This is a genomic window from Algoriphagus formosus, from assembly GCF_002807035.1.
Lineage (GTDB): Bacteria > Bacteroidota > Bacteroidia > Cytophagales > Cyclobacteriaceae > Algoriphagus > Algoriphagus formosus.
In genome coordinates, this window is the sequence record NZ_NIUC01000005.1 from 16,293 (window position 1) to 29,974 (window position 13,682).

Here is a 13,682-nt window from a genome sequence, read left to right on the forward strand (position 1 = left end):
TTTTTATGAATTACTTATTAGCGATGTAGGCTAGCAAGTCTAAGACTTTGCAAGAATAACCCCACTCATTGTCATACCAAGAGACTACTTTCACGAAGGTATCAGAGAGTTGGATACCTGCTCCAGCGTCAAAAATGGATGTACGGGAATCACCAAGAAAGTCATTGGAAACCACAGCATCTTCTGTGTATCCTAAAACTCCTTTCATTGCTCCCTCAGAATATTCTTTCATTTTTGCGCAGATCTCTTCATACTTCGCAGGCTTCTTCAGTCTGACAGTCAAATCGACTACAGATACATCTGGAGTAGGAACTCTGAAAGCCATGCCTGTCAACTTTCCATTAAGATCAGGAATAACTTTACCTACGGCTTTTGCTGCACCTGTTGAAGAAGGAATGATGTTTTGACCTGCTCCTCTTCCACCTCTCCAATCCTTTGCCGAAGGACCATCCACAGTTTTCTGCGTTGCCGTGGTAGCGTGAACGGTAGTCATTAAACCTTCTTCGATTCCCCAGTTATCATTAAGAACCTTAGCGATTGGAGCTAGACAGTTCGTAGTACAAGATGCGTTAGAAACAAAGGTCATGTCTGGAGTGTAAGAACCTTCATTTACACCCATGACGAACATCGGCGTATCATCCTTGGAAGGTGCAGACATAATTACTTTTTTGGCACCAGCATCGATGTGAGCTTGTGCTTTATCCTTAGTTAGGAAAATTCCGGTAGATTCGATCACGTAGTCAGCTCCTACTTCTCCCCACTTCAAGTCGGCAGGGTTTCTTTCTGAAGTCACGCGAATAGACTTTCCATTTACCACCAAATGGCCGTCTTTGACATCCACAGAGCCCTTGAAAGTCCCGTGGGTGGAATCATACTTCAACATGTATGCGATGTAATCTACATCGATCAGGTCATTGATTGCTACCACTTCCATGTCATCCCGCTCTTGGGCTGCACGAAATGCCAATCGACCAATTCTTCCGAATCCGTTAATTCCAACTTTGATTTTGCTCATGATTTTATTGTTTTTGATATAGGTTTGATCTAAAAGCTAGTTCACCTAGTCAGGTTTAAAATATAAGAATTGGCTTAAAGTTATTACAATTTTTTGGCTAGCCCAAAACAAAACAACTGGCACATTTACACTTCACGCTTGTTTCCTTTTTCAATCGATTTCGAAGATTTTTTCAAATAATTCCCCATTTCAAAGGCTTTTGGAAAATCAATCCCTAATTTGAAATTTGTCCAATAAAACCTTTTTATGTTCGTAAAAGCTATTCAGGAAGTCGCCGGTTTCACCCGGGCCATACATTCAATTTCAAGAAATTTTGGAGGAAAAAATATCCAACGGGGTTCAGCTACTTTATTTTTTGTCAATCAGGAAGGCTGGGCTCTCACTTGCAAGCATGTCGCACAATGGATCATGCAAGCGGATGCAATCAATAAGAATTACAGAAGCTTCTTGGACCAAAGTCCTTCCTTGAGTGGAAAGCAACAAAATATTTTGGCAAAATCACTCAATCTCTCACAGGATATAGCCTGCGAAATGCGGATTACCTTTGTGGACTGTGTAGATAAAATAAAAAACATAAAGTTTGTCCTTCATCCTACCTATGACCTGGCTCTATTAAAATTTGAAGGGTTTGACAAGTCCTTATCACAGGGAAAACCACGCTTTTTGAAAGATGATCAGAGTGTCCAGCCAGGAGCAATGCTGTGCCGCCTAGGCTTTCCCTTCCCGGAATTTTCCAATTTTCAGTTTAATGCTGAGAAAAACCAACTTGAATGGACCTCAAACGGAGTAGCCCGATCCCCAAGATTTCCAATTGAAGGAATGCTCACCCGATTTTTGGGAGACCAAAACAAAAAAATATACGGCATCGAACTCAGTACACCGGGTCTTCGAGGACAGAGTGGGGGACCATTATTTGATGAAATGGGAAGAATAGTCGGCATGCAAAGCCGGACAAAACACCTTCACCTTGGTTTTGATATTGAGGATAAGGAAATAGTTGCCCATGGAAAGACAAAAAAAATCAACGACTATGCCTTCATTCATCTAGGTGAATGTATCCATGTAAGCGTCATCAAAGAATTCCTCAAAGCTCAAAATGTCAGTTTTGAAGAGGGATAAAAAAAGCCGCAGTTTGAGCTGCGGCTTTGATTTTTTACGCTTCCACGAAATTCAATGAGTCTAAAATCTGATTAAAAAGAACACTCGGCTGCATAGCCTTGGCAGTCTTTTCTGTATCTGGACGGAAATAACCACCGATATCGACTGGCTTGCCTTGTGCTGCGTTCAACTCCTCCTCTATCTCTGCAGCCTTGCTATTCAAAGCAGCAGCAACCTGAACAAATTTCCGCTTCAATTCCTCATCTTTCTCCTGAGCAGCCAAAGCTTCAGCCCAATACATTGCCAAGTAGAAATGGCTTCCCCGGTTATCGAGTTTGCCCACTACCCTCGCAGGTGACTTATCATTTTCAAGCCATTTTCCAGTAGCCTGATCGAGTGTTTCTGCCAAAATCATAGCACGGTCATTCTGATAGGTTCTGCCCAAATGCTCCAAAGAAACCGCCAAAGCCAAAAATTCGCCCAAAGAATCCCATCTCAAATGACCTTCTGCAGTGAATTGTTGCACATGCTTTGGTGCAGATCCTCCCGCACCGGTTTCGAATAGACCTCCCCCATTCATCAAAGGAACAATTGAGAGCATTTTTGCAGAGGTGCCCAATTCTAAAATTGGGAACAAGTCTGTCAAGTAGTCTCTAAGGACATTTCCCGTGACGGATATAGTATCCAATCCTTCCTTGATTCTAGCAAGAGAAAAATTAGTAGCCTCAATTGGAGACATAATATGGATTTCTAGTCCCTCGGTATCATGGTCGAGTAAGTAGGCATTGACCTTTTTGATCAATTCAGCATCATGAGATCTTTGTGGATCCAACCAGAATACTGCAGGGGTATCAGAAAGCCTTGCACGTGTTACGGCAAGCTTAACCCAGTCTTGAATTGGAGCATCTTTGGTTTGACACATTCTCCAGATATCTCCTTTTTGCACGGAGTGCGAAATCAAAACATCTCCATCCTGATTAATCACTTCCACTTCCCCATCATGGGAAATTTCGAAAGTCTTGTCATGAGATCCGTATTCTTCTGCCTTTTGAGCCATAAGACCGACATTGGGCACAGAACCCATCGTCGAGGGATCAAATGCCCCATGCTTTTTACAAAAATCAATGGTAGCTTGATAAACACCAGCATAGCTTCGGTCAGGGATCACCGCAAGCGTATCCTGCAGCTTACCTTCTTTATTCCACATTTTTCCGGATGAACGAATCATAGCCGGCATAGATGCATCAATGATCACATCAGATGGAACATGAAGATTGGTAATTCCTTTGTCAGAATTCACCATTGCCAAATCAGGCTGATCGGACAAACATGCTTCAATCTCCTCCAGGATTTCAGCTTTCAGATTCTGATCTAGTTTATCAATCGCTGCAAGTACATCTCCGAAACCATTATTGGCATCAGCACCCGCCTCCTCAAGTTGATTTTTATATTTTGCAAATACAGGCTCAAAAAAGGTCTTAACTCCATGTCCAAAAATAATAGGATCAGAAACCTTCATCATGGTTGCTTTCATGTGAAGAGAGAAAAGCACACCCTCTGCCTTTGATTCGGCTATAGCTTTTTTGAAGAAGTCACGCAGTGCAGATACACTCAAGGTAGAAGCATCGATGATTTCACCTTCCAAAAGCTTAAGACCTTCTTTCAAAACGACCTCTTCTCCATTCGCTACCTTGAGCAAAATCTTGATTTCATCTGCTTTTGTCAAGGTGTGGGACTTTTCACTTCCGTAAAAATCCCCGCTTTCCATGCTTGCTACCCGGGTTTTAGAATCAGCAGACCATGCGCCCATGGAGTGTGGATGCTTTTTGGCATAGGCCTTAACTGCCTGCGGAGCCCTTCTGTCTGAATTTCCTTCTCTTAGAACCGGATTTACCGCAGAGCCTTTGATTTTATCATAAGTGTCTTTGATAATTCTTTCCTCATCATTTTTGGGCTCATCCGGATAGTTTGGAAGTGCATATCCTTTCTCTTGCAATTCTTTGATTGCTGCTTTGAGCTGGGGAATGGAAGCAGAGATATTCGGTAGTTTGATGATATTAGCCTCAGGGGTTTTAGCAATTGCCCCTAATTCAGCCAAAGCATCAGTAAGCTGCTGCTCAGGCTTTAGGTAATTAGTGAAATTTGCAATAATTCTTCCTGAAAGAGAAATGTCGCGAGTTTCAACTTCAATTCCAGCTGATTGGGTAAAAGCTTTTACTATAGGTAAAAAAGAATAAGTTGCTAGCGCTGGGGCCTCATCAGTGAGAGTGTAAAGAATTTTTGGAGTTTGTGTGCTCATTTATAATCGAAATGTTTGAATGTAATCCTGTCCTATCAACAGGATGAAATTAGGTTTGAAATCAGTAAAATAGGTGATAACAGGATGATTTTGAGGTCGCAAAAATACAGATTTTACAATGCTTTCAAATTCCGGTCGTGGAATTCAGGTAAAAATCAAAGAATAACTTAAAGCAACTTAAAATTATCCGCATCTGTCCATGCTGGAAATTTTTTGCGATAGCTATCCAGGTTAGCTTTATCCAACTCAATAGTGGAAATCAGTTCCTTTTCTCCCAAATCCAACAATCTTTCTCCTTTGAAATCGTAAACTACCGAATGTCCAACATAGGGAATTTGGTTTCCATCTGTACCTACTCGATTTAAGCCCACAGAATAGACTAGGTTTTCAATAGCTCTAGCAGGCAACAAAGCATCCCAAGCAGAAGTACGTACAGCAGGCCAGGAAGCAACATAAAAAATCAAATCGTAGTCCATTCTTGATTCTCCCATTCGGTTACGAGACCATACCGGGAATCTTAAATCATAACAGATTTGAGGGCAAATTCTCCAACCATTCAGTTCAAAAATTGGAAGATCGGTTCCGGCAGAAAAATAATGATGCTCTTCAGCCATGCGAAACAAATGGCGTTTATCATAGGTAGATATTTTCCCATCAGGCTGAACCCACAGCAGGCGGTTGAAATAATTTTTCCCATCACGAATAATCACACTTCCAGCAATCACAGCTTTCTTCTGCGCTGCAAGCTGCTGCATCCACCTACACACATGAAAATTCATGGGTTCACTAACTTCCTCCACATCCATGGTAAAGCCCGTAGGAAACATCTCCGGGAGCAAAATCAGATCAACCGACTCTTCCATTTGCCAGAGTTTCTCTTCAAGCATGGCAAGGTTGGCCACCTTATCCTTCCAATAAAGATCAGTCTGTACGAGGGCTAAAGTCAGTTTGGAATTTTGGATCATTTGAGAGGGTAAATCATTCGATAGTCTGTAGGGACCTTCCCTTTACTGATATCGATCAATTTTGACTTGAGAAGTCTTTTTTTCAATCCTTTGAGGTAATCAACAAAAAGAATCCCTTCCAAATGATCGTATTCATGCTGAATCACACGGGCGGTCATTCCAGAGAACTCTTCCTCCTTCAGATTCCAGTTTTCATCATAGTATTCCAATGTCAATTTTTCGGGACGAATAATTTCAGCCCGTACATCGGGAATGCTCAGACAGCCCTCCTCAAATCCAAAATCATCTCCATATTCATCCAAAAGAATCGGATTGATAAAGGCTCTTCGAATCCCCTTTTCGGTATCATCCTCATCCAGCATCAAGCTGCTGTCAATCACAAAAAGTCTTACGCCTTGATTGATTTGGGGTGCAGCTAGGCCTACACCATTGGCATGATCCATGGTAGCGAACATCGAGTCGATGAACTCTTTCAGGTCTTTACCCTCCTCTATGTCTTCAGCTTCTTTGGTGAGGATGGGGTTACCGTATGATACGATTGGATAAATCATTTTTGTGATAGAAAGGATTGTAATATGATAGTTGCACTTATTTTATCGAGGTTACCCGACTTCTCTAGTCTGTCTTTTTTCTTACTACCCATCGAAATCATGGACTGCATTGCCATTTTTGAAGTAAATCGCTCGTCCATGAGATGAATGGGAATAGCTGGAAATTCACTTTCCAATTTAGCTTTGAGATCGTAAACGGGCTTTGTCATTTGGGTGGCCTCACCTTGAAGGTTTCTAGGAAGACCTAGGACAATCGCCTCGATTTCTTCACTCGAAGTATATTTTTTCAAAAAGGGCAACAAGTCTTGCGTAGGGATAGTTTCAAGTGGATTTGCCACTATCTGCAAAGGATCAGTCACGGCAAGACCAGTCCTTTTGGAACCCAAGTCAATCGCCAAAATTCTAGGCATTAGTTAGTTCGTATTTTTTGATAAATTCTCCTAAGAACCTCCCTCTCCAATTCCACGGCCTTGGGAAAAAGTAATTCATCTTCGATCTGAGCATGGATGGTGAGTTCCCTTTCAAAATTTTGAAGCTCGTGAAAAAGTACTTTCATGGTTAAAGGAGCCGACTCTTCCAGTGAATAATCATTGGTGAGCTTTCGAATCCCTTCCATCTCATCATCATGGATTTCGTGTTGCTCGGCCAACAGTCTCACAGGATCTTTTTCTAAAATAGTCACTGCATCGTGCAGCGCAAAATTCCCATCTTCTACATCCTGCAATAGCTCAATTCTCTTGAACAGCCTGCTTTCCTCCTCATGGATGTGATGAATAAAATCCTCCACAAACAGCGGAAACATGATCTTCAAATCAGCCATTAGTGCTTCAAAACCAGGCTCTGGCTTTACTCCACTAATCATATTGGATAAGAAGGGGAGTTCTTGTCGTACAAAGTAGTAGTGCTTTTTCTTCAGGTAAGCGACCAAGACTTCGATGGGATTCAGATAAAGTTGCTCTGGAGTTGGCTCCTGATGCAGTGCCCATGATTCGAGCTCTGCTATTAATTGGTTGGGATTAACTTTATGCTTTTTACAGACATGTTCCAGAGAGTCAGCTGGATATTGATAAAAACTGATCCCGAAGTAATGCAAGACAGAAGCAAAAACATAATTATGGGAGACTAAGTCTTCCAAAGATGTTTTATTAAGCTTTTGGGGGTCTTGCATTGGACAAAAATAATTATTTTTAACAGAATAATGGAGACAATTCCATCCCAATATCAGTTACATTCGTATAATCCTTGTTTAGGATTATCATAAATTTCTGTTTATTGGAAGAAACACCATCGTTTATCAGGTGTTTAGAATAATAAAACCAACTTTAACGTGAGCCATACAAAAAACTCAAAATCTCAAATTCGCCTACCCATTTTCCTAGCCTTGGCCATCTCGGCGGGTATTTGGATTGGTGCCACTTTTGCCGAACCCGAAAACAATCAGAATGATCTCCGAGCAGCATTATACAAAATGCAAGAGATCATGACATACATCAATCGCGACTATGTCGATAGTGTCAACACCAACGATCTTGTAGAATATGGGATCACAAAAATGCTCGAGAATCTTGATCCACACTCTAGCTACATTCCGGCAAGGGATGCTACTCTGGCTCAATCTCAGCTTGATGGTGAATTTGATGGAATTGGAGTTGAGTTTGGGATCATCCGGGACACCATTTATGTGGTTGCTCCGCTCACAGGAGGCCCTTCTGAAGCATTGGGAATTCAATCTGGAGACCAAATCATCAATGTAGATGGAGAAACAGTAGCCGGGACAGGTATTACGAATCGAGATGTGTTTGACCTATTGCGTGGACCAAAAGGTTCAAAAGTCGTGGTAGACATCAAGCGTAAAAATCAGCCTGAACTGATCACCTACGAAATCACCCGCGACAAAATCCCTCAATACAGCATCAATGCCTCATATATGGTCAATGATGAAATCGGCTATGTGAAAATCACCCGATTTGCCGCTACGACCTACAACGAATTTCAAGAGTCTATCACAGACTTGAAAAATCAAGGAATGAAGAAACTCATCATAGACCTTCAGGGAAATCCGGGGGGCTACATGGGGGCTGCTATCAATATCGCAGATGAAATCCTTGGAGACAGGGCTCTGATTGTTTCTCAGGAAGGAAAAGTAGAACAGTACAGCCAAAAAGCCTATGCCTTCAGACCTGGTTTGTTTGAAAACGGTTCTGTGATTGTATTGGTAAATGAGGGTTCTGCCTCAGCATCTGAGATTCTTGCCGGCGCAATTCAGGATAATGATCGCGGTTTGATAGTAGGTCGGAGATCCTTTGGTAAAGGACTTGTACAAATGCCTATCGACTTATCTGATGGTGCAGAACTCAGACTTACCATAGCCAGATACTTCACTCCTTCGGGAAGATCGATTCAAAAGCCTTACGGGCCAGACTATGAAGCCTATGAACGAGATTGGATGGAGCGCTTCGAGCATGGAGAGTTTTTCTCTGCAGATAGCATCAAGTTCAATGATAGCCTGAAATACGAAACCACAAAAGGTAGAATCGTATATGGCGGAGGTGGAATCATGCCGGATTATTTCGTGCCACTCGACACCACCTATTCCTCAGCCTATGTAAGCAGACTTTTCAACTCCGATTCCTCAAGAGAGTTCATTTTGGATTACACCAACAAGAACAAGGACAAGTTTTCAGACATGAGCTTGGAGGAATATTATAGAGATTTCGAAGTCAGTGATGCCATGCTGAAAGACTTGGTAGCAGTGGGAGAAAAGAATAAAGTCAAGTTTGACTCAAAGGACTTTAATGAATCAGTAGATTACCTTAAGGTACTGGTGAAAGCACATTTGGGTCGTCAGATTTATGACGACGATGCATTCTACATGGTCATCAATGACATCAACGAAGTTTATCAGCAAGCTATCAAACTATTCGACGAGGCAGAAAGAATCGCCATGGCTACTGATCTGAGCGAAATGGCAGAAGAAGAATAAGTCGATTGTGAAATTATAATTGAAAGGACCAACCTTGGGATTAAGGTTGGTCCTTTTTGCTTTCGTTCAGATTAGGCCTATCTTGAGAAAACTCAAAATTAACTATTCATGAAAGTTTTCATTCTTTTGTTAGCTGTATCCCTGGCCATGTCAATCCCCCTATCTGCTCAAATCAAAGTCAATCACATTGCCGTGCATGTTTCTGATCTGGAAAAGAGCATGGCCTTCTACCAATCTATTCTGGACTTACAGGAAATTGATGAACCTTTCAAAGATGGTTTACACGCTTGGTACGATATCGGTGGCGGGGCAGCTTTGCATTTGATCGAAGCTGATCGAGTTCCTACTGAAATCTCCAAGACCAATCATCTTTGCTTCAGCATGTCTGACATGGACAGTTTTATTCAGCGACTCAAAGCTGCCGATTATCCATTTGAGGATTGGCCAGGAAAAAAAGGACAGATTACCACTAGACCTGATGGAGTCCGACAGATTTACATTCAAGATCCAGATGGATATTGGCTGGAAATCAACGATGATTATTAGTCTTTTTGACTATTCGTCATGATACCTTCAACTGCCAAATTTTTTCAATAAACCGAGATGGAAGGTATAGGCGTGAAGTATCTGGATGCTGAGCATCTTGGGCCATTCTACCGAATCCATTTTCTCACAGGAAGAAAAGCGAAAACACCTTAAATCAAAAAAGCCCGATCAGCTATGAACTGATCGGGCTTCTAATTTTTATCAAATCGGGGATTTAATCCTCATAAATTGGCTGTGGCCAGCTATCATTTCCTAGATTAATATCTGGAAGCACCTTGTCTGGATCAATCACCACAGACTTCACTTTTTTGGTGGTCTTGATCAAATGATTCCAAGTATCTCCACGCTGCCAGATCTCCACAGGTAACATTTGACGTTCTTTGCTACCATCTTCAAATTCTATTTCCAAAAGTACAGGCATTGGAATGTCTCCTTTATTGTTGATTACCGCTACATAATTCCCTGCGTAAGGAACCACGGCATTTAAGCCCAAATCGATATTTCCATTGCCATAAAACCATCCCTGCCAGAACCAGGAAAGATTTTCGCCAGCTACATTTTCCATGTGATTGAAGAAATCAGTAGGCTGAGGGTGCTTGTAGGCCCAAGTCTCAATGTAAGATCGAAAAGCATTGTCAAATCGCTCTGCACCAAGAACGTATTCCCGAAGCATAATCAAGCCAATCGCTGGCTTCATGTAGGCTACCATACCCAAATTAGAGGTATTGGCTACATCCGGATAAGTATCAATCCCCTCCCGATTTTCATTGAGGAAGTAATTATTGTATCGACGAGTCTGATTCAGTGTAGATGGATATTCTCCATCATTGAAAGCCAAAGTACTGTAGTGATTGATAAAGGTATTGAAGCCCTCATCCATCCAAGCATAGCGACGCTCATTATTTCCCACAATCATCGGAAACCAGTTGTGTCCAAACTCATGGTCAGTCACTCCCCAAAGACCTTCGCCCTTTGAAGTATATCGGCAGAAGTTCAAGCCTGGATATTCCATTCCACCAATATCTGCAGCCACATTGGTAGCAGCGTCGTATGGGAATTCATACCACATCTCCGAGTAATGCTCAATTGAAGCCTTGGAATACTCCGTGGAACGGGACCAAGCTTCTTCTCCGTCAGATTCCTTTGGATAGACAGATTGAGCTAAAATGGTCTTTCCGCTAGGAAGGTTGATTTTAGCAGCATCCCAAATGAATGTTTTGGAGGTAGCAAAAGCTATATCACGAGAATTTTGGATCTGAAAATGCCAAGTAATCATTCCCTCCTGCTTTGGACGGGTTAATTCTGTATTTTGAATCTCTTCAGGAGAGACCAAGTATACTGTCTCGTCGCTATTCTGGGCCTTTTCATATCGATCCATCAATTCCGAAGAAAGGACCTCCTTCGGGTTCATTAATTTCCCACTCCCCACTACGATGTGATCATAAGGGACTGTTACCTTGTAATCAAAGTCTCCATACTCTAGATAAAACTCTCCCGCACCCAGATAAGGCTCCACATTCCATCCTTCGATATCATCAAAGACTGCCACTTTGGGATACCACTGCGCAAAGGCATATATCCAGCCATCCTCAACCTGTAGCCTTCCCATTCGATCCATACCTTTTTGAGGTACTTTGAAGGAAAAATTCATGGAGATGGTAGCAGTTCCTCCCTTTGCTGGAATAGGCTCATCGAACCAAACCTGCATACGGGTATCTGAAATCAAATACTTGGAAGACACATTTCCTTTCTTCCCAACTTTCGCCTGGACAGCGGAGATTTCATAGCCTCCATCAGTATCACCATTGTAGCGATTACCCTGAATTGGTGTAGTTAAAGTACCACGTGAATCCTCAGTAAATCGATTTTGCTCCAGCTGCAACCAGACAAAATCCAATTCCTCCGGGCTATTGTTGATATAGTCGATGGTTACTTTTCCTGCAAGGACGTGCTCCTCTTCGTTTAGCGTAACTTCAATTTGATAGTTAGCGGCATTTTGCCAGTAATTTTCGCTTGGCTTACCAGAAGCCGTCCGGGTGTAGGTACCCTTGCGATTCATAAATTCTCCAAAGTCAGCCTGGTTATTATCCAGACCTTGCTGAGCTATTACATTGCTCATACCAAGGCTACCTGTAAGTACCAGTCCTAAGAATAATTTTTTGATCATAATTTATCGATTTTTTAAAGCTTTAAAATTAAGGACTCTATCGCTATCCTCAAGCTAATTTTACACTAGATGATAGAGATTAACGATTTTTTACATGGGTCTAAAAATAGGATTCTTTAGTTTTTGACCTCAAATTTGCCTCACTATTACGCAAATCAAAAAATGAGATTACAATTTTCATTAATTATTCTTTTGCTGTCCTTCGGGAAAGTTTACAGCCAACAGGATAGCTTATCACAGGAATTGGATGAAATCCTAATTCAGGAAAACCGAATCCAAATCCCATTTTCCAAGCAAAGTCGAAACATCTCAGTCGTAACCAAACCTCAGCTGGAAACCACTCCGGCTCGTAGTCTCCAAGAAGTATTGACATTCGTGCCAGGGGTAGACGTCAGACAGCGTGGAGTTTCCGGAGTGCAGGCAGATGTCGGAATCAGAGGAGGATCTTTCAATCAGACTTTGATGCTTTTGAATGGGATCAAACTGACGGACCCTCAAACGGGCCATCACATGATGAATATTCCAGTACCCATGATCAATATCGATCGTGTGGAAGTTCTTAAAGGACCTGGAGCCAGGATTTTTGGTCAGAACGCCTATGCAGGAGCCGTCAATGTGATTACGGAACTTTCTGATCAAAAAAGTCTACGCTTACAAGGATATGCGGGTGATTTTGGAATGAAGGGACTGACAATGGCTGCCTCCCTTCCAACCGGAAAATACCGACAAAACATCAGTGCATCCTATGATGACTCGAATGGTCACTGGTACAACTCGGATTATCAAGTTACCAATCTGTTTTATGAGGGTGGCTTGGAATTGAATGAGAACCATGAATTCCGAGGAATGCTTGCCTACGCTGACAGGAGTTTCGGAGCTAATGGATTTTACACCTCCGCCTTTCCGGATCAATGGGAAAGTCTACAGACAACACTGGGAGCTTTGAGTCATCGCTATTCAAAAACCGCATTCAATCTCTTGTCTCGAGTATATTGGCGTCAAAACAAAGACGAATACCGATTGAGGAGAAATGAACCTGAATTTTTTCAGAACTTCCACACCTCGAATACTTATGCTGCTGAAATCAATGGAAGCTTCGAGTCAAAATTGGGAAAAACTGGATTTGGACTGGAAATACGGGAAGAAAGACTGGAAAGCAACAATCTAGGCAATCGTGACCGTACACTTGGAGGATTGTTTTTAGAACATCTTATCCAACTTGGAGACAAAGTTGACTTCAGAGCGGGAGTATACAGTAATTATTTCGATGACTGGGGATGGAAGCATTTTCCTGGAGCAGAACTTGGATTTCAGGCCAGCGAGTTTCTTCGATTTTATTCTAGTATTGGCAATAGCTTCCGAATCCCCACCTATACGGATCTTTATTACGTCGGCCCAACTAACATCGGAAACGCTGAGCTTCTGCCAGAGGAAGCCGGTAATTTTGAAATTGGCTCGAAATGGATCAAAGGAGGGTTTTTCGCTGAGCTGGTTTATTTCCAAAGAAACACTGATAATTTGATTGAGTGGACGCGTACTGATTCGGATCTTCCTTGGCAACCCCAAAATTTCAATGCGGTCAAATTCAAAGGGATAGAGTTTGCTCTTTCTTACCGCTTTCAGCCAAAGAATCAACTGCTTTTCCTAAAGGAAGTGCAATTTTCCTATAATTATATTGACGCCAGTCTGAACCCTCAAGAAGGAATAGAAACAAGATACGCCCTTACTGCTTTGAGAAATCAGGTAATAGGCGGTGCCTTGATTGGGATCCGTAAAAAAATTGAATGGAACACCAAAATGCGGTATACCGAACGGATGAGCTTAGATCCGTATTTTCTATTGGATATCCGGGTAGATTATAATCGTGCCGGAAAAGTGGGTCTATTTACTGAAATATCTAATCTCACCAATGCAGACTACATTGAGGCTGGAACTGTCCAAATGCCCGGTCGGTGGTTTCGGGCTGGGGTGATGATGAATTTAGAGTGAACTTAGACCAAAAATATTTCAAATGGACTAGTAAATCCATTCCACCTGTAGTAAAACCCACTTTTTTAC

Annotated in this window: 11 protein-coding genes; 4 read left to right on the plus strand and 7 right to left on the minus strand. The window is 42.0% G+C overall.

What is annotated here, in order from left to right; all coding sequences use genetic code 11:
- Window positions 1-10: 10 nt before the first annotated feature.
- On the minus strand, window positions 11-1,015 hold the full coding sequence (gene gap / locus CDH51_RS18965; protein WP_024283313.1) for a type I glyceraldehyde-3-phosphate dehydrogenase: 1,005 nt from the start codon (window positions 1,013-1,015) through the stop codon (window positions 11-13).
- Between the two features lie 246 nt (window positions 1,016-1,261).
- Here gap and CDH51_RS18970 point away from each other — a divergent pair, with 246 nt between their 5' ends.
- The gene (locus CDH51_RS18970) at window positions 1,262-2,134 is read left to right on the plus strand and encodes a S1 family peptidase (RefSeq protein WP_100630163.1); all 873 of its coding nucleotides are present in this window, start codon (window positions 1,262-1,264) and stop codon (window positions 2,132-2,134) included.
- Window positions 2,135-2,168: 34 nt separating this feature from the next.
- Here the strand turns inward: CDH51_RS18970 and CDH51_RS18975 are convergent, their stop codons facing one another.
- The 5 genes from CDH51_RS18975 to CDH51_RS18995 form a co-directional block, all read right to left on the minus strand.
- Entirely contained in the window at window positions 2,169-4,412 is a 2,244-nt protein-coding gene (locus CDH51_RS18975; RefSeq protein ID WP_100630164.1) for an NADP-dependent isocitrate dehydrogenase, read from the minus strand.
- 167 nt (window positions 4,413-4,579) lie between these two features.
- On the minus strand, window positions 4,580-5,377 hold the full coding sequence (locus tag CDH51_RS18980) for an amidohydrolase (protein ID WP_100630165.1): 798 nt from the start codon (window positions 5,375-5,377) through the stop codon (window positions 4,580-4,582).
- Complete coding sequence (def, locus tag CDH51_RS18985) at window positions 5,374-5,928, minus strand: peptide deformylase (RefSeq protein WP_100630166.1); 555 nt, start codon at window positions 5,926-5,928, stop codon at window positions 5,374-5,376. Before def ends, CDH51_RS18980 begins: the two co-directional genes overlap by 4 nt.
- Entirely contained in the window at window positions 5,925-6,338 is a 414-nt protein-coding gene (ruvX, locus tag CDH51_RS18990; RefSeq protein WP_100630167.1) for a Holliday junction resolvase RuvX, read from the minus strand. Before ruvX ends, def begins: the two co-directional genes overlap by 4 nt.
- A complete protein-coding gene (locus CDH51_RS18995; protein WP_100630168.1) occupies window positions 6,338-7,096 on the minus strand; it encodes a hemerythrin domain-containing protein in 759 nt (252 codons plus the stop codon). The genes ruvX and CDH51_RS18995 overlap by 1 nt, the downstream gene beginning before the upstream one ends.
- Window positions 7,097-7,255: 159 nt before the next feature.
- Here CDH51_RS18995 and CDH51_RS19000 point away from each other — a divergent pair, with 159 nt between their 5' ends.
- Window positions 7,256-8,911 (plus strand): S41 family peptidase, encoded by a 1,656-nt coding sequence (locus CDH51_RS19000; protein WP_035483897.1) that lies wholly within the window; start codon window positions 7,256-7,258, stop codon window positions 8,909-8,911.
- A 108-nt stretch (window positions 8,912-9,019) separates the two neighbouring features.
- The gene (locus CDH51_RS19005; protein WP_198514357.1) at window positions 9,020-9,457 is read left to right on the plus strand and encodes a VOC family protein; all 438 of its coding nucleotides are present in this window, start codon (window positions 9,020-9,022) and stop codon (window positions 9,455-9,457) included.
- A 214-nt stretch (window positions 9,458-9,671) separates the two neighbouring features.
- Here the strand turns inward: CDH51_RS19005 and CDH51_RS19010 are convergent, their stop codons facing one another.
- The gene (locus tag CDH51_RS19010) at window positions 9,672-11,624 is read right to left on the minus strand and encodes a M1 family metallopeptidase (RefSeq protein WP_100630169.1); all 1,953 of its coding nucleotides are present in this window, start codon (window positions 11,622-11,624) and stop codon (window positions 9,672-9,674) included.
- Window positions 11,625-11,786: 162 nt separating this feature from the next.
- On the opposite strand from CDH51_RS19010, the gene CDH51_RS19015 reads away from it, so the two are divergent.
- Window positions 11,787-13,613 (plus strand): TonB-dependent receptor plug domain-containing protein, encoded by a 1,827-nt coding sequence (locus CDH51_RS19015; RefSeq protein ID WP_100630170.1) that lies wholly within the window; start codon window positions 11,787-11,789, stop codon window positions 13,611-13,613.
- Window positions 13,614-13,682 lie beyond the last annotated feature (69 nt).